The sequence below is a fragment of the Micromonospora sp. WMMD1120 genome, assembly GCF_029626235.1.
Lineage (GTDB): Bacteria > Actinomycetota > Actinomycetes > Mycobacteriales > Micromonosporaceae > Micromonospora.
Map to the genome: position 1 here is coordinate 1,943,389 of NZ_JARUBO010000005.1, position 14,825 is coordinate 1,958,213.

14 protein-coding genes and 2 tRNA genes are annotated in these 14,825 nt (G+C 70.6%); 9 read left to right on the top strand and 7 right to left on the bottom strand.

All coding sequences use genetic code 11. From position 1 onward, the window contains the following. Window positions 1–63 precede the first annotated feature (63 nt). The 7 genes from gyrA (at window position 64) to O7634_RS09240 (ending at window position 5,979) form a co-directional block, all read left to right on the top strand. On the top strand, window positions 64–3,783 hold the full coding sequence (gene gyrA, locus O7634_RS09210; protein WP_347404310.1) for an intein-containing DNA gyrase subunit A: 3,720 nt from the start codon (window positions 64–66) through the stop codon (window positions 3,781–3,783). 4 nt (window positions 3,784–3,787) lie between these two features. Then, a complete protein-coding gene (locus O7634_RS09215) occupies window positions 3,788–4,699 on the top strand; it encodes a DUF3566 domain-containing protein (RefSeq protein ID WP_278149714.1) in 912 nt (303 codons plus the stop codon). A gap of 149 nt (window positions 4,700–4,848) precedes the next feature. Next, a tRNA-Ile gene (locus tag O7634_RS09220) sits at window positions 4,849–4,922 on the top strand. Window positions 4,923–4,965: 43 nt separating this feature from the next. Further along, on the top strand, window positions 4,966–5,094 hold the full coding sequence (locus O7634_RS09225) for a DLW-39 family protein (protein WP_209444550.1): 129 nt from the start codon (window positions 4,966–4,968) through the stop codon (window positions 5,092–5,094). A gap of 42 nt (window positions 5,095–5,136) precedes the next feature. After that, window positions 5,137–5,209: transfer RNA gene (locus tag O7634_RS09230), tRNA-Ala, on the top strand. A gap of 117 nt (window positions 5,210–5,326) precedes the next feature. Next, a complete protein-coding gene (locus O7634_RS09235) occupies window positions 5,327–5,581 on the top strand; it encodes a hypothetical protein (RefSeq protein WP_278149715.1) in 255 nt (84 codons plus the stop codon). Continuing rightward, window positions 5,563–5,979 carry a type II toxin-antitoxin system VapC family toxin gene (locus O7634_RS09240; RefSeq protein WP_278149716.1) on the top strand — a complete coding sequence of 139 codons (417 nt, stop codon included), beginning with the start codon at window positions 5,563–5,565 and terminating at the stop codon, window positions 5,977–5,979. Before O7634_RS09235 ends, O7634_RS09240 begins: the two co-directional genes overlap by 19 nt. A 53-nt stretch (window positions 5,980–6,032) precedes the next feature. Here O7634_RS09240 and O7634_RS09245 read toward each other — a convergent pair whose 3' ends face one another. The 5 genes from O7634_RS09245 to O7634_RS09265 all read right to left on the bottom strand — a co-directional run bounded on the left by O7634_RS09245 (window position 6,033) and on the right by O7634_RS09265 (window position 8,469). Continuing rightward, complete coding sequence (locus tag O7634_RS09245) at window positions 6,033–6,677, bottom strand: class I SAM-dependent methyltransferase (protein WP_278149717.1); 645 nt, start codon at window positions 6,675–6,677, stop codon at window positions 6,033–6,035. A gap of 86 nt (window positions 6,678–6,763) precedes the next feature. Next, the gene (locus O7634_RS09250) at window positions 6,764–7,138 is read right to left on the bottom strand and encodes a type II toxin-antitoxin system VapC family toxin (RefSeq protein WP_278149718.1); all 375 of its coding nucleotides are present in this window, start codon (window positions 7,136–7,138) and stop codon (window positions 6,764–6,766) included. Further along, window positions 7,135–7,389, bottom strand: coding sequence for a type II toxin-antitoxin system prevent-host-death family antitoxin (locus O7634_RS09255; protein ID WP_102659982.1), 255 nt, complete (start codon window positions 7,387–7,389; stop codon window positions 7,135–7,137). The genes O7634_RS09250 and O7634_RS09255 overlap by 4 nt, the downstream gene beginning before the upstream one ends. Before the next feature lie 180 nt (window positions 7,390–7,569). Next, on the bottom strand, window positions 7,570–7,719 hold the full coding sequence (locus tag O7634_RS09260; RefSeq protein WP_278149719.1) for a hypothetical protein: 150 nt from the start codon (window positions 7,717–7,719) through the stop codon (window positions 7,570–7,572). Between the two features lie 45 nt (window positions 7,720–7,764). Further along, window positions 7,765–8,469, bottom strand: coding sequence for a VOC family protein (locus O7634_RS09265; RefSeq protein WP_278149720.1), 705 nt, complete (start codon window positions 8,467–8,469; stop codon window positions 7,765–7,767). 82 nt (window positions 8,470–8,551) lie between these two features. On the opposite strand from O7634_RS09265, the gene O7634_RS09270 reads away from it, so the two are divergent. Next, on the top strand, window positions 8,552–8,917 hold the full coding sequence (locus tag O7634_RS09270; RefSeq protein WP_278149721.1) for a hypothetical protein: 366 nt from the start codon (window positions 8,552–8,554) through the stop codon (window positions 8,915–8,917). A 17-nt stretch (window positions 8,918–8,934) separates the two neighbouring features. After that, on the top strand, window positions 8,935–9,354 hold the full coding sequence (locus O7634_RS09275) for a CBS domain-containing protein (RefSeq protein ID WP_278149722.1): 420 nt from the start codon (window positions 8,935–8,937) through the stop codon (window positions 9,352–9,354). Window positions 9,355–9,420: 66 nt separating this feature from the next. On the opposite strand, the gene O7634_RS09280 is transcribed toward O7634_RS09275, so the two are convergent. Continuing rightward, complete coding sequence (locus O7634_RS09280; RefSeq protein WP_278149723.1) at window positions 9,421–10,221, bottom strand: MBL fold metallo-hydrolase; 801 nt, start codon at window positions 10,219–10,221, stop codon at window positions 9,421–9,423. 61 nt (window positions 10,222–10,282) lie between these two features. Next, on the bottom strand, window positions 10,283–14,764 hold the full coding sequence (locus O7634_RS09285) for an HAD-IC family P-type ATPase (RefSeq protein WP_278153920.1): 4,482 nt from the start codon (window positions 14,762–14,764) through the stop codon (window positions 10,283–10,285). Window positions 14,765–14,825: the final 61 nt, after the last annotated feature.

Sequence of the window (14,825 nt, forward strand, 5' to 3'; positions counted from 1 at the left end):
GTGACTGATTCGCCCGAGTCCACACCGAACGAGCCCGAGGTCCCCGCCGAGGCCATCGCCGCGGTGGTCGCGCACGACCGGATCGAACCGGTCGGGCTCGAGGTGGAGATGCAGCGCTCCTACCTCGACTACGCGATGAGCGTCATCGTCGGGCGCGCGCTGCCGGACGTCCGGGACGGGCTCAAGCCGGTCCACCGCAAGATCCTCTACGCGATGTTCGACTCCGGCTACCGGCCGGACCGTGGCTACGTGAAGTGCTCCCGCGTCGTCGGCGACGTGATGGGCCAGTTCCACCCGCACGGCGACTCGGCGATCTACGACGCGCTGGTCCGGATGGCGCAGCCGTGGTCGCTGCGCTACCCGCTGGTCGACGGCAACGGCAACTTCGGCTCGCCGGGTAATGATCCGGCTGCCGCCATGCGCTACTGTATTACGGGAAATGTCCGTATTCGCACCGCCGAGGGCAGCGTGCGGATCGCGGACGTGGTCGCCGACGCCGCGCCGTCCAGCGAGATCGACATCGACCTCAAGGTCCGCGACCGCAACGGCGACCTGGTCCGCGCCTCGAAGTTCTTCCACTCCGGCGAGCACCCGACGCTGCGGCTACGCACCCGCGAGGGGTACGAGCTGACCGGCACCCACAACCACCCGGTGCTCTGCCTGGTGGACGTGGCCGGAGTGCCGACCCTGCTGTGGAAGCTGCTCGCCGAGATCTCCCCCGGCGACCGGGTGGTCCTCCAGCGCAGCGTGCCGGACGAGATCGGCTACCCGATGCTGGAGCACGTCGAGGCGGCCGTTCTCGCCGGCGCCTTCGTCAGCGAGGGCTGGGTCTCCGCGAACCGCGCGGGCTTCAACAACGTCGACCGGGAGTTCTTCGTCCGCGTCCTCGCGGCGTATAACCTGGCCGTCGGCGGACCCCGTTACGTGAGCGAGCGGGTCATCGCCTCGGGCAGCGTTTTGCACGAACTCGACGTGCAGGACGTCGCCGCGCTGCGTGCGAGCGTCCTCGGCGAGATGGTGGGCGCGCGTAGCGCCGCCAAGTTCGTCCCCGAGTTCGTCTGGCAGGGGCCCGCCGCGATCAAGCGGGCGTTCCTCCAGGCGCTGTTCGAGGGCGACGGCTCGTCCTCGCTACTGCCGCGCAACACCATCCAGATCTCGTACTCCACTCGCAGCGAGCGGCTGGCAGCCGAGGTCCAGCAGTTGCTGCTGGAGTTCGGCGTGATCAGCCGGCAGACCCGCTACGACGACGGCGAGATCAAGGTCGTGGTGACCAACCGCCGCGACGCCCGGATCTTCGCCGCCCACGTCGGGTTCCTGGGCCGCAAGCAGGCCAAGCTGGAAGCCGAGCTGGCCCAGGTGCCGGCGAGCAGCACCGCGCTCGCCAGCGACCACGTGCCGCTGGTCGGCGACTTCATCCGCGAGCATGGCGCGAGCCGTTGGACGGAGCGGGACTGGCTGCGGCGGCACAACGTGGACCGGATCGAGCGGTGGGAGCGGGACCGCGACGAGATCGCGGCCCGGATCACCAACTCCGAGGTGCTCGACGTGGTCGAGCCTTTGGTCGACGGGCGTTTCTACTACGCCGAGGTGGCGCAGATCACCGACGCCGGTGTGCAGCCGGTCTACAGCGTCCGGGTCGACACCGACGACCACTCGTTCGTGTCGGACGGGTTCGTCAGCCACAACACCGAGTGCAAGCTCGACCCCCTCGCGATGGAGATGCTGCGGGACATCGACGAGGACACCGTCGACCTGCAGGACAACTACGACGGCCGGGCCAAGGAGCCCACCATCCTGCCGTCGAGGATTCCCAACCTGCTGGTGAACGGCTCCGAGGGCATCGCGGTCGGCATGGCCACCAAGATCCCGCCGCACAACCTGCGCGAGATCGGCGCAGCGGTGCAGTGGTGCCTGGAGCACCCGGAGGAGGACGAGGAGACCACCCTCGAGGCGCTGCTCGGCATCGTCAAGGGGCCGGACTTCCCGACGCACGGTCTGATCGTGGGCACGACGGCGATCCAGGACGCGTACCGCACCGGTCGCGGCTCCATCCGGATGCGGGCCGTGGTGGAGGTCGAGGAGGACAAGCGGGGTCGGCCCTGCCTGGTCGTCAGCGAGCTGCCCTACCAGGTCAACCCGGACAACCTCGCCGAACGGATCGCCGAGCTGATCAAGGAGGGCAAGCTCGCCGGCATCGCCGACATCCGCGACGAGTCCTCCGGCCGTACCGGTATGCGGATTGTGCTGGTGCTCAAGCGCGACGCGGTCGCCAAGGTCGTGCTGAACAACCTCTACAAGCACACCCAGCTCCAGGAGACGTTCGGCGCCAACATGCTGGCGCTGGTCGACGGCGTGCCGCGGACGCTCAACCTGGCCCAGTTCATCAGGTACTACGTCGAGCACCAGATCGACGTGATCCGCCGGCGGACGGCGTTCCGGCTGCGCAAGGCCGAGGAGCGGGCGCACATCCTGCGGGGTCTGGCCAAGGCGCTGGACGCCCTGGACGAGGTGATCGCCCTGATCCGGCGCTCGCCGACGGTGGAGGACGCGCGGCAGGGCCTGATCCGACTGCTGGAGATCGACGAGATCCAGGCGACCGCGATCCTGGACATGCAGCTGCGGCGGCTCGCCGCGCTGGAGCGGCAGCGGATCCTCGACGACCTGGCCAAGCTGGAGATCGAGATCGCCGACCTGAAGGACATCCTGGCCAAGCCGGAGCGGCAGCGGAAGATCGTCTCGGAGGAGCTGGGCGAGATCGTCGCCAAGTGGGGCGACGATCGGCGTACGCAGATCATCCCGTTCGACGGCGAGGTCTCGATGGAGGACCTCATCGCCCGCGAGGACGTGGTCGTCACGATCACCCGGACCGGGTACGCCAAGCGGACCAAGGTCGATCTCTACCGCTCCCAGCGGCGCGGCGGGAAGGGCGTCAGTGGCGCTACGCTGCGGCAGGACGACATCGTCAGCCACTTCTTCGTCTGCTCGACCCACGACTGGATCCTGTTCTTCACGAACAAGGGCCGGGTGTACCGGGCCAAGGCGTACGAGCTACCGGAGGCCAGTAGGGTAGCCAAGGGCCAACACGTGGCCAATCTGCTCGCCTTCCAACCGGACGAGCAGATCGCGCAGATCATCGAAATCCCGGACTACCAGGTAGCCCCCTATCTGGTACTGGCCACGAAGAACGGCCTGGTGAAGAAGACGCGGCTCGAGGAGTTCGACTCCAACCGTTCCGGCGGCATCATCGCGATCAACCTGCGCGATGAGGACGAGCTGGTCGGTGCTGCGCTGGCTGCCCCGGAGGACGACCTGCTGCTGGTCTCGAAGAAGGCGCAGGCGATCCGGTTCAACGCGTCGGACGAGGCGCTGCGGCCGATGGGCCGGGCCACCTCGGGGGTGATCGGCATGCGCTTCACGGACGACGACGTCCTGCTGGCCATGGAGGTCGTCCGAGAAGGTCTGGACGTCCTGGTGGCCACGAACGGGGGATATGCGAAGCGCACCCCGATCGAGGAATACCCGGTGCAGGGCCGGGGAGGTAAGGGCGTGTTGACTGCGAAGATCACCGAACGGCGCGGTGGTCTGGTCGGCGCGGTGGTGATCGACCCGGACGACGAGCTGTTCGCGATCACCAGCAACGGTGGTGTCATCCGGACTCCGGTGAAGCCTGTACGCCGTACGCGTGACCGGAACACAATGGGGGTCAAGCTGATGGACCTCCCGGACGGCGTGACTATCGTGGCAATTGCTCGCAATGCCGACGAGCCTGACGAACAGGACTAGTTGAATGACGGAGACACAGGCGAAGTCGGGGAACACGGGGACCTCGACCAACCCGGTCGACGAGGAGGCCGCCAAGGGCGGCACACCAGCGACCGGCCGCGCGGCCGTGGGCCGGGCGACGGTCCCCGCCGACGCGCCTGCCCCGAAGTTCACCAGGGCTCCCGGCATGACACCCCCGCCGGAACAGCCGGGCGAGGACGTCGGGTCGGGTGACAAGACCGAGGCGTCCGCAGCGGAGACGCCGACGTCCGCTGCCACCACACCGGCGGGCTCGGCGTCGTCCGCCGCCCGGCCGTCGACCACCCAGCCGATCGGTCTGCGGGCCGGTCAGGCGGCGTCGACCAGCGCCACCGGCACCCAGCCGCGGATCACGCCGGGCACCGCACAGCCGCAGTCGGACACGACCCGGGTCGGTGCCGCCGCCGGGCGCCCGGCCAGCGGTGGTGGCCTGCCGCCCGGGATCGGCAACGCGTCCGCCGTCGGGGCCGCCCGGGTCGGTGAAGCGGTACGCGCGGCGCGCACCTCGGTCAGCTCGGCGGCGTCCCGCGGGCCGCGCCGGGCGCGACTGAACCTCAAGCGGATCGACCCGTGGTCCGTGATGAAGTTCGCGTTCGCCGTCTCGGTGGTGCTCTTCATCGTCGTGGTGGTGGCCACCTCGGTCCTCTACCTCGCGCTGGACGCGATGGGCGTCTTCCAGAGCGTCAACGAGAGCCTGAGCGACCTGGTCAACGCCGGCGGTGGGCAGAGCACCAGCGGCTTCCAGATCACGGCCAAGGGCGTCATCCTCAGCTCGGCCCTGATCGGCCTGGTCAACGTGGTGCTGTTCACCGCGCTGGCCACCCTGGGGGCGTTCGTCTACAACGTCTGCGCCGACCTGGTCGGCGGGATCGAGCTGACGCTCGCCGAGCGGGACTGAGACAACCGGACGCCGGGGCTCCGCATAATGCGGTCGCCCCGGCGTCGCGTACTCGGGTAGGTTTTGCAGGCAACGACACCCGGCTCGCAGGCCCGGACCCCGATTTGGGGCGGGCAGGGCGGATGGGTTAATCTTGCTCGTCGCAACGCGGGGCTATAGCTCAGTCGGTTAGAGCGCAGAGCTGATAACTCTGAGGTCGCTGGTTCGATTCCAGCTAGCCCCACCGCACGTCGTCCGACAGTAGTCGAGCGCGAGGGGTCCCCGGCATGTTCAAGAAGCTGCTGATTCTGGCGGGTGTCGTCGGTGTGGCCGCCGTCGTGTTCAACAAGATCAAGGCCTCGAACGACGAGCGCGCCCTCTGGCACGAGGCGACCACCGCCCCCGACCTGCGCTGACTCCCGGCCCGGCGGCGAGCGATCGACGCCACGGCCATCCACGGGGCCCTAGCTCAACTGGCAGAGCACTGCCTTTGCAAGGCAGGGGTTAGGGGTTCGAGTCCCCTGGGCTCCACACACTTCTCTGACCTGCGACTCTTGGCTGTACCGCAGTCGTCATGCGAACCAGTTGATCGAGGGTGCGAGTCTTTCCTGGCGAGCGAGCGAGCGGTGATGCATGCATAATGAATGCATGGTTGCTCTCCAGATTCGGGACGTGCCGGAAGAAGTGCGAGACGCCCTGGCGGCCCAGGCCAGGGCGCGCGGGCAGTCACTCCAGGCATACCTGCTGGAACTGGTGGAGACGCAGGCTCGACGGCTGCGCAACACGGCGGCTCTTGATCGCTTCGCCGGCCGATCCGACGGTGCTCGCTCTCTGCCGGGGGAGAGCGCCGCAGAGTTGAACGACCAGCGGGAGCAGCGCGGATCGTGGGGAAGCACCGCGTGATCGTCGTGGATGCGTTGGTTCTGGCCGACGCTCTGGTCGATGATGGGCCGGTCGGGGACGCGGCGCGGGCGGAACTGACCGGAGATCCGCACTGGGCCGCGCCGAGTCATCTTCTGGTCGAGGTCCTGTCCTTGATCAGAGGCAAGGTCCTCGGCGGGAAGCTCGGCCTTGCCCGGGCTCAGGAGGCGATCGACACCCTGCCTTCGTTGGTCATCGACGAGGTTGGCGTCGCGATGCTGGTTGACCGGATGTGGCAGATGCGGGGCAATGTCACGGCGTACGACGCGGCTTACGTCGCGGCGGCGGAGTTGATGGCCTGCCCACTCGTGACCGGTGATGGTCGGCTCGCCAAGGCCAGCGGTATCCGCTGCGAGATCCGACTGCTCGCCGCGTCCTGACGGCAGCCGCCTGGGTGGACGGTCCTGGCCGCTACCCGACGAGGAGATCCGGTTCAAGACTGGCGGCGCGCAAAGATGATCCCGCCGAGCGAACTCTCGGCCGAAGTGAGAGTCATCTGCGCCTCCACCGTGAACCCGCCGTCTTGCAGCCATGCCGCCATCTGAGCGGGCTGGCGGCGGTGGACGTACACCTTCATCGGGTGGCCGCCGTAGCCCTGCGTCTTGAGCCGTGATCCGTCACCGACGTGGAAGCTGAGCAGTAGCGGGCTACCGGGACGCATCACCCGTCGGAAGTGCGCGAAGACCGAGCCGACCTGGTCGTCGGGAATGTGGATCAGCGAGTACCAGGCGACCAAGCCGGCGACAGAGCCCTCAACCAGATCCAGGTCGGTCATGGAGCCCACCTCGAACCTCAGACCCGGATGATCACGCCGAGCCACATCGATCATCCTCGGCGACAGGTCAATTCCGAAGGCGTCAACGCCGAGCTCATGCAGGTAGGCGGTGATGCGCCCTGATCCACAGCCCACGTCCACCACTGGACCACCACCGGCGGCCTGAACGAACCCGGCGAACAAGGCCAGAGTCGCTCGTTCGTAGGGCGTTTCATCCAGGAAGTTGCGCAGGCTCTCTGCATAACTATCGGCGACTGTGTCGTACGAGGTGCGAGTGTCTGCCAACCAGCCCTCAACGCTCATCGCGGCAACACTAACTTGATCTTCAACCCCTGAGGTCCTGCGGGGACCCTGATCGATCGCATCAAGGCGTGGACCGGACTGTCCGATCACACCTTGAGGACGTCCACGTCGTACAGCGCTATCGACGCGTCGCGGGAGGCGAGGGTCAGCCCTTCGGTGATTGCCTGTGCCACCAGCATGCGGTCGAAGGGATCGCGGTGATGCGATGGCAGGCGGCCGGCGGCGATGGCGTGGGCGTGAGTCACCGGAAGGTCCCGAAAGCCCATGTCTCGTACCCGCTCTGCGAGGTCAGGGGGTCCGGCGAGTTTCCCGGTGCTCTGTTTGATGGTGATCTCCCACAGGGTGACCGGGGAGAGGAAGATGTCCGGCTCGTGGCGTAGTTGGTCGAGCAACTCGGTGCCGAGGGTCGGGTCGCCGGTGATGGCCCAGAGCGCGACGTGCGTGTCCAGCAGCAGGTTCATGCGCCGATGCCGAAGTCGTCGGCGATCTCGGCGTTGGTCTGGGGGGAATCCCAGTCACCGGAGAGGTCCAGTTGGCCGGCGAGGGAGCCGACTGCGGTGCGGTTGGCCCGCCGGACCAGCGGTACGACCTTCGCCACCGGGGTGCCCGCCCGGTCGATGATGATCTCCTCGCCACGTTCCACCCGTTCGATGATCCGCGACAGATGGGTCTTGGCGTCATGCATGTTGTAGTGCACCGCCTCAGCCGACATGGCGCGACCTCCTCGCTTAGCTAAGGGATTAGCTTAGCCTGCTTGGTCGCATGCGTCAGCGGCCTTGGCTGCTCAGGGCCGGGGTCGCCAGACGCCGTCCGAGTCCGTGCCCCGGGAGAAGTCAGGGGCGGCTTTCCGCCTCCTGACCGCGCCCGAGGAGCGGCGGGCGGCCAGTTCCGTTCACTGCCGCCGCTCCGCAGTTCGACGCCGGTCCGTGTCCTCGATGGCGTGCCGCACCGCCGTCCTGATCACCAGGTACAGGACGGCTTGGCCGACCAGCCACAGGACCAGGGCGAAGAACATCTCAGGGACCGAGGCGTCGAACGACATGGACGGCACGCTAGCTCGACGCGTCCGCTCCCGCTGTCCCGCGCGTCACCGACGTCGGACGTAGAACTCGTTGCCGTCGGGGTCGGCCAGCGTGACGGTGCCGTCCTCGGCGACCTCGACAGGTGTCGCGCCGAGGGACAACAGCCGGTCGACCTCGGCCTGTTGGTCGGCATCGCCCGGGGTGAGGTCGAAGCGTTGCCGGTTCCGCGCCGGCTTGGGGTTCAGCGGCGGGCCGCCCCACGCGACCTTGGTGCCGCCCTGCGGTGACTGGATCGCCGTCTCCTCGTCCTGGTCCCACACCAGCGGCCAGCCCAGCGCGGCGCTCCAGAACTGGCCGACCTGCCGGGTGCCGTCACAGGCGAGTTCCGCGAGTGGGCCGCAGCCGGCGAGGAAGCTGTTCCCCGCTTCGATCACACAGAACTCGTTGCCCTCGGGGTCGGCGAGGACGACGTGTTCCTCCTCGGGCAGCTGCCCGACGTCGAGGTGGTTGCCGCCGAGCCCGAGTGCCCTCTCCACAAGGTGACGCTGGTCGGCCTCGCTGGTGGGGGTGAGGTGCAGGTGTACGAGGTTCGGGCCTTCCTTCTTCGTCTGGCTGGCCACGAAGCGGAGGCTGACCTGGGCAGCTTCCCCCGGCAGCAGCACGGCGTCGTCTTCCTTGACGACCTCCCGCCCGAGCATTCCGGCCCAGAACGTGGCCAGGCGAGCGGGGTCGTGCGCGTCATAGCTCAGCGTCAGCATTCGCGAGGACATGACCGCACCGTAGACGCGGCCCGGTCCGGCGACAACGCGAATTCCGAGCGACTGTCGACCGCCGACTTGCCATGATCCAGTGATGGTTGAAGATTCGACGCCCGTCACCGTGCACGTCTACTGCCGGGTCGAGGTGACCATCACCGAAGCGGCGGCGGTCATCGACCACGCGGTCGCCGACCTGCGCGCGGCCGACATCGACTGGTCCACCGAGGAGGACGACCTCGACGCGGCTGCCGACGAGCTGCGCGCCGACGTCACCACCGCGCTGGAGAGCGTTGTGGACATCAGCCGAGTCGTCGAGAGCATTCCCGGGGTGGAGTTTCGTGGGGGCCACTGCTGGGCCGAGCACGGGCCGGCCCGGGACCCGTACCGGGGCCCGGGATCGGTGACCCCCACGGCTCGCATGGTCGTGGCCGACCGGGGTAGGAGGGACGGCACCCCCTAGGAAGCGAGGTGCACACAATGCCAACCGCACGCGAGATCATGACGAACGACGTGAGCTGTGTCCGCGAGCAGGACGACCTGGCATCGGCCGCGAAGCAGATGGCCGAGCTGGGGGTCGGATCACTGCCCATCTGCGGGGACGACAACCGACTCAAGGGCATGTTGACCGACCGCGACATCGTGGTGAAGGTGCTGGCCGAGGGTCGGGACCCGGCGAACGTGACGGCCGGTGAGCTCGCCCAGGGTGAGGCGGTGACCATCGGCGCGGACGACGACGCGGCCGAGATCCTGCGCACCATGGGCCAGCACAAGGTACGCCGGCTGCCGGTGATCGACGGCCACGAGCTGGTCGGCATCGTGGCGGTGGCCGACGTGGCCCGGTCCCTGCCGGAGCGCCCGGTCGGCGACCTGATCGAGGCGATCTCCGAGCGCGGCTGACCGGCACCGACGACATCGATCGCCGCCCTCCGGACCTACCGGTGGGCGGCGATCCGCGCGCGGCGGTCAGGGGACGGGCGTGAGCGGGACCGTCTCGCCGCGCGTGATCGTGCGTACCTGCCGTACCCAGCCACGGCGGCGGGCCTCGTCGACGAAGTGCGCCAGTGGCGAGCGGAACACCGGATAGTCGTCGTAGTGGATCGGCACCGTCAGCCGGGGCCGGATCAGCTCCACCAGGTCGGCGCCCTGCCGGGCGTCCATGGTCAGCAGGATCCCGGCGACCTTCGTGCCGCCGAGGTGGATGAGCAGCGCGTCGATGTCCGGATACCGCTCGGGGATCGCGGCGAGCATCGGCCGGTTGAGCGTGTCACCGGTGACGTAGAGCCGGAACTCGCGCCGTCCGGCGCGCTCCACGTCGATCATCGTGCCCATCACGTCGGGCATCAGGTGGTCGAGGACGCCGGGGCCGTGCTGGCCGGGCATCGAGGTGAGGCGCACCGTCGTACCGTCGCGGTGTAGCTCGTGCGACGACCAGGTCGGCAGGCCCTCGGCGGCCCGGAAGCCCCAGCGGCGCAGCCTGCGGGCCGCCGCAGGGGTGGTGACGACCGGCAGGGCGCGGTCCAGTTCCCGGCGGGCCACCCGGTCGAAGTGGTCGCCGTGCAGGTGCGAGAGCACCACCGCATCCAGCTCGGGGAGCTGGGCGAGCCGCAGCGCCGGGTCCGTGCGTCGGCGCGACCACAGACCCTTGCCGAGGTACGCCCGCTGGCCCCGGTGCAGGAAGTTCGGGTCGGTCAGCAGCGTGCAGCCGCCGATCCGCAGCACCGTCGTCGCGGTGCCGATGAAGGTCACCTGCGGTTGCTCCGCCATCGTGTCCACCTCCTCCGGGTGCGGTACCCCGGCCGGGGCCGGTCAAGCGGAGCGCCGGACGTCAGTCCGCCTCGGACGCGGGTTCGTCGCTGTCGGGCTGGGCGGTGTCGGGCTGGGCAGTGTCGGGCCGGGCCTCCGGGAGGCGTTCCATCAGCCTGGTGAGCACGCCGTTGGCGAAGGTGGCGCCGAGCGCCGAGCCGGCCCCGATGGTCCAGCCGACGGGCCCGAGCGGGGTGCAGCCGAAGAACTGGCTCACCCCCGGCGTCTGCACCACGACGGCGAGCACCCCCAGCGACGCCGCCGTGGACGCCAACACCGTCGGGCTGGTGCCGCCAGCCAGGATGGTCTGCCCGAGTTGGGTGCCGACCAGGGAGACCAGTGCGACGGTGCCGGCCCGCTGTCGGCGGCCGGTGTAGCGGGCCAGCGTCCAGCCCGTCGTCGCGCCGAGCGTGGTGGCCGCCGCGCGCAGGCCGATCTCCCGGGTGAGGGTTTCCCCGAGCGCCGCGTCGGGTCCCTCCCGGAGCAGGTGGTCGGTACGGTCCGAGGCGGGTGGTCGGACCGCGATCGCGAGCGCGGGCGCCAGGTCGGTGAGCAGGTTGACCAGCAGCAGTTGTCGGCCGGTGAGCGCGGAGCGGCCGGTCGCGGCGGCGGTGAGCACGCTGAACGCGATCTCGCCGAGGTTGCCGCCGACCAGGATGCTGAGCGCGTGCCGCACCGACGACCACATCGCCCGTCCCTCGACCAGGGTGGCGATGATCGTCTCCAGGCGGTCGTCGGTGACCACCAGGTCGGCGGCGGCGCGGGCGGCCGGGGTGCCGCGTTGACCGAGGGCGATGCCGACGTCGGCCAGCCGGATCGCCGGGGCGTCGTTGGCCCCGTCGCCGGTCATCGCCACGGTGCGGCCGTGCTTCTGCAACGCCTGGATGATCCGCACCTTGTGGGCCGGCGTGCAGCGGGCCACGACGTCGGTGTTCGTCAATTGGTCGGCGAGCGCGTCGTCGTCGAGTTTGTCGAGTTCAGCGGCGGTGACCACCCGCTGGTCGTCGTGCTCGCTGATGGTGGCGGCGATGGCCTCGGCGGTGGCCGGATGATCGCCGGTGATCATGATGGTGTGCACACCGGCCTGCCGGATCCGGCGTACCGCCGGGGCGGCGCTCTCCCGGACCCCGTCCGCGAGGGCCAGGAAACCCACGAAGGTCAGGCCCCGGACGTCCTCGTCGGTCACCGTCGGGTCGGCCACCGGGCACTCGGCCACGGCCAGGATGCGGTTTCCCGCCCCGGCCCGGTCGGCGAGCACCCGCTCCAGCTCGGCGCGGCCGGCGTCGTCCAACGGTTCCTGCCGGCCGTCGGCGCGCCGGGACGAACAGCGCGGCAACACCGTCTCCGGTGCCCCCTTGACGCTCAACAACAGGTGGCCGTCGGTCTCGCCGATGCTCGCGTGGTATCCCCGGGACGGCTCGAACGGCAGCCCTCCGGCCGCCCGCCAGCCGGCGGCGCCGGTCTCCTCCACGACCCCGGCCTCCCCGGCGCCCCGCCGGACCGCCCGGTCGGTCTGCAGGGCCAACTCCTCGGGGTTCGCGGCGGCGGGAGTGGCACGAAGCGCCGCAGCCAGCGTCAACCGCAGCCGGTCGTCCAGCCGGTCCACCGGGGCGTACCGCTCGCCGATGCCGTCACCGACGCCGGCAAGCAGCAACTGCCCCTCGGTGAGGGTGCCGGTCTTGTCGAAGCAGAGCACGTCCACCCGGCCCAACGCCTCGATCGTGCGCGGGTTGCGGACCAACGCGCCGTGCTCGGCCAGCCGCCGGGCGGCGGCCAGCTGCGCGGCACTGACCAGGAACGGCAGCCCTTCCGGCACCGACGCGACGGCCAGGTTCGCGGCGGTCGCCGCCGTTTCGGCAAGGGGTACGCCCCGAAGCAACCCCGCGCCGGCCACCGCCACCGCCGAGCCGGCGGCCAACGGAATGGCGGTCCTGGTCAGCGAGCCGAGCCGGGCTTCCACCCCGCTGGCCGGCGGTGCCTGGCGGACCAACGCCAGGCTGCGCCCGGACTCCGTGTCGCTGCCGGTGGCCACCACGACGGCGGTGCCGTGCCCGGCCGCGACGGTGGTGCCCTCGTACAGCATCGAGTGCCGCTCGGCGATGGCGGCGGCGACCACCGGCCGGTTGGACTTGGCGACCGGCAGCGACTCGCCGGTGAGCGACGACTCGTCCGCCTCGAGACCCACCGTGTCGAGGACGCGGCAGTCGGCGGGCACCGAGTCACCCGGTTCGAGGGAGATGACGTCGCCGAGCACCAGATCCTCGGCGGCCACCACCTGCTCGGCACCGTCCCGACGGACCCGTGCGGTCACCGCCGAGCGGGACAGCAGCTCCGCCAGCGACCGCTCCGTGTTGCGTTCGTGCACCGCGCCGACCAGGGCGGAGCCACCGACGACGCTGCCCACCAGCGCCGCGTCGACGAGCGAGCCGAACGACGCGGAGAGCACCGCGCCGGCGGCCAGCACCGGGGTGAGCGGGTTGGAGAGCTCGTCCACGAACGCGCGGAGCAGCCCGCCGCTGCCGGGTGTGCCGCCGCCGTCGCTGCGGTGGGCCTCCTGCCGGCGTCGTACCTCGTCGCCCGTCAGTCCGTCCGGCGTGGAGCGCAGCTGGTCCAGGACGGTACCGACCGGCATCAGGTGCCAGGCGGTCGTCACGGGCGCCGGCGTGTCCGACTGGTCGTGCAACCGGCGGGCCTGCCAGACCCCGTTCGCGAAGGCCAGCCCGGCGGCGCCGTTGACCGCCACGGCCGCCCGTTGCGGCAGTTGGGTCGGTGGGGCGGTGAGCGCGGCGAGCGCTCCGAGGCCGGTGCCGGCCATGGACAGCCTGATGCTCTGCTGGGCCGTCCGACGGGCCACCCCGGTCGCCTCGATTATCAGGGCCACCACCCGAAGGTCCGCACCGACCAGCAGGTGCGCGCCCCACGGCGGCGGCTGCTCCGGACCGGCGAACCCGAGACCACAGTCGGACACGCCCAGCGCCCTGCGGTCCGCGGAGACCACCATCACCACCGCGCCCTCGCGTTGCAACGCGCGTACCGAATCGACCAACCGGTCGCCGCCGGGCAGCACCGCGTCGGCGAAGCCGTACCGCTGCTCGTCACCGCCGGCCACCACCAGCCGAAGGCCGGCCTCGCGGGCGGCGGTCGGGAGGCCGTCGACGCCGGGCGCGGGCTCCGGCTCGACCCGCAACAGCGCGGCGAGCCGGTCGCCGTGGGCGAGGCCCAGCAGTTGGCCGCCGGCGGAGCGGAGCCGGTCGGCGTCCGGGATGTCGTCCAGGTTGCTCGACGGCAGTTGGCCCAGGGGTCCGATGCGCCATCCGTCCGCTGCCCGGGAGGCGCCCGGATCGTCGGCGTCGAACAGCGCGAACGCCCGCTCGGCGATCTGGTCGACGTCCGCGTCGGGGGCCGGCGCCAGATCGGCCAGTACGCCCCGGTCCGAGCCGAGCACCGCGGCGTCGAGCACGATCGTGTCGATCCGGTCCAGCTCCCGCAGCACGCTGCGGTCCATCGCGATCACGCCCCGCCTGGCCAGCATGCGGCCGAGCTGGGCGGCGTACCCCTCGCGGCCGCTCCCGGGCGCCTTGGGCAGCACCGACAGGCCCAGCGCGGTGGCCCGCTTCGGTCCGGTGAACGGTGTCGCCGCCGCTCCGGCGGCCACACCCGCCGCGAGCACGCTGTTGATGTACCGCTCGACCGGGCCGTCCGGCATCGGCCGGGGACGTTCGATCACCGGCCAGCGCGCGACAGCGCGTTCCGGGTCGCCGGTCAGCCGTGGCTCGGCCCGCACCCAGGCGGAGAGCTGCGCCCGCGCCTCACCCCACAGCACCAGCCGCTGCGCGCCGTCCAGGACGATCCCGGTCCAGCGGCCGGTCAGACCCTGCACCACCGCCTCGGCCAGCGGGAAGAGGATGTCGGCGCGCGGATCGGACCGCAGCCGTTTGCCGATGAACTCGTGCACCTTGGGCTGCAGGTCCGCCGCGGCGAGCAGACCGGCCACCTCACCGGGTAGCGGAGCGAACGGCAGCACCCGGGTGGCGGCCCAGATGGTCAGCCCCAGCGCGTCCGAGGCGAGCGCGCCCAGGGTGCGCGGGGTCCGGGGACCCTCCTCGGGTGGGTGCGGCGGTGGGATCTCCGGGTCGGGCTCGTGGTCACAGGTCCGCTCGACCCGGCTGATCGTGTTGATCAGGTCGCTCAGGGTCGGCTCGGGGGCCTCGACGGCGACCACCACCCGGCTGGACGGCGCGTTCACCCGGGCCCAGGCGACCCCGGGCATCCGCTCCAGCGCGTCCTCCACCTGGACTGCCAGCTTGTTGCCGCCCGTCTCGCACACGCCGTGCACCTCGATGTGGTGCCGGCCCGGGCGGGACCAGACCCGACGCCGGGTCAACCCGGCCGTACGGGCCAGCCGCGTCGCGGCCGAGCCGACGGTCCGCGTCGCCTCCCCGATCAGGTGCGGTACGCCCAGGGACGGCAGAATGCGGCCGGCAGCGCGACCTGCCGCCGTCATCGCCATTTGCCCTCCCACCGCACCGACGTCCGGCGGCCTGGCTTCCCGACCTGCCATCCGT

Bases quoted from the DNA above. Each gene is read 5' to 3' on its own strand.
- O7634_RS09215 (WP_278149714.1), top strand. From the start codon at position 3,788: ATGACGGAGACACAGGCGAAGTCGGGGAACACGGGGACCTCGACCAAC.
- O7634_RS09225 (WP_209444550.1), top strand. From the start codon at position 4,966: ATGTTCAAGAAGCTGCTGATTCTGGCGGGTGTCGTCGGTGTGGCCGCC.
- O7634_RS09235 (WP_278149715.1), top strand. From the start codon at position 5,327: ATGGTTGCTCTCCAGATTCGGGACGTGCCGGAAGAAGTGCGAGACGCC.
- O7634_RS09245 (WP_278149717.1), bottom strand. From the start codon at position 6,677: ATGAGCGTTGAGGGCTGGTTGGCAGACACTCGCACCTCGTACGACACA.
- O7634_RS09250 (WP_278149718.1), bottom strand. From the start codon at position 7,138: ATGAACCTGCTGCTGGACACGCACGTCGCGCTCTGGGCCATCACCGGC.
- O7634_RS09255 (WP_102659982.1), bottom strand. From the start codon at position 7,389: ATGTCGGCTGAGGCGGTGCACTACAACATGCATGACGCCAAGACCCAT.
- O7634_RS09260 (WP_278149719.1), bottom strand. From the start codon at position 7,719: ATGTCGTTCGACGCCTCGGTCCCTGAGATGTTCTTCGCCCTGGTCCTG.
- O7634_RS09265 (WP_278149720.1), bottom strand. From the start codon at position 8,469: ATGTCCTCGCGAATGCTGACGCTGAGCTATGACGCGCACGACCCCGCT.
- O7634_RS09270 (WP_278149721.1), top strand. From the start codon at position 8,552: ATGGTTGAAGATTCGACGCCCGTCACCGTGCACGTCTACTGCCGGGTC.
- O7634_RS09275 (WP_278149722.1), top strand. From the start codon at position 8,935: ATGCCAACCGCACGCGAGATCATGACGAACGACGTGAGCTGTGTCCGC.
- O7634_RS09280 (WP_278149723.1), bottom strand. From the start codon at position 10,221: ATGGCGGAGCAACCGCAGGTGACCTTCATCGGCACCGCGACGACGGTG.
- O7634_RS09285 (WP_278153920.1), bottom strand. From the start codon at position 14,764: ATGACGGCGGCAGGTCGCGCTGCCGGCCGCATTCTGCCGTCCCTGGGC.